The organism is Pelomicrobium sp. G1 (assembly GCF_051905455.1).
Lineage (GTDB): Bacteria > Pseudomonadota > Gammaproteobacteria > Burkholderiales > UBA6910 > Pelomicrobium.
Window position 1 is genome coordinate 1 of sequence record NZ_JBQACR010000078.1, and the last position, 559, is coordinate 559.

Consider the following 559-nt stretch of genomic DNA (forward strand, 5'->3'; position numbering starts at 1 on the left):
GGGTCCACATGGTCCGAGACCAGATCGCCGACGGCGCCCCGCGGCTGGCCGAAGAGCATGAACGCGTGTCCGCGCTTGACCGCGTCGGATACGTAAGCCATGGCCCGCACGTTGCCCACGTCGTTCTCTAGCTCCACGAGATCGCCGGAGGCGATGCCCAGCTCCCGGGCGTCGTCGGGGTGCATCTCTACGTAAGGCATTGGGATCCGGTCCTGGTAGAAGCCGATGTGCTGGTGGTGGTACAGCGTCTGCCAGATGTGATTGGAGCGCCCGTTGTTGATCCAGAACCGATAGCGTTTGCGCTGGCGCTCGACCGCGGCCGCATAGCCGGGCCAGGGCCGCGACGCCGGGACGAAGCGCGCGCGTCCCGAGGGCGTGTAGAAGCGTCCGTCCTCGTGCACGCGGACGGTGCCGACGGGCACGCCGTTCACGAGCCTGACCGGCGTCTGGATGCCGTTGTTTCCGAGCTTTCTCAGCAGATCGTAGGTGACGCCGGCGTACCCCTCGATCGGATCCGAGCCGTCGCCTTTGAATTGATAGCGGGCATGGATGAACACGT

At 65.8% G+C, this 559-nt stretch carries 1 protein-coding gene; it reads right to left on the reverse strand.

Features of this window, described 5'->3' with window-relative positions:
* On the reverse strand, positions 1-559 hold a 559-nt coding region (locus ACTFO6_RS17525), incomplete at both ends, for a molybdopterin dinucleotide binding domain-containing protein (protein ID WP_439935712.1).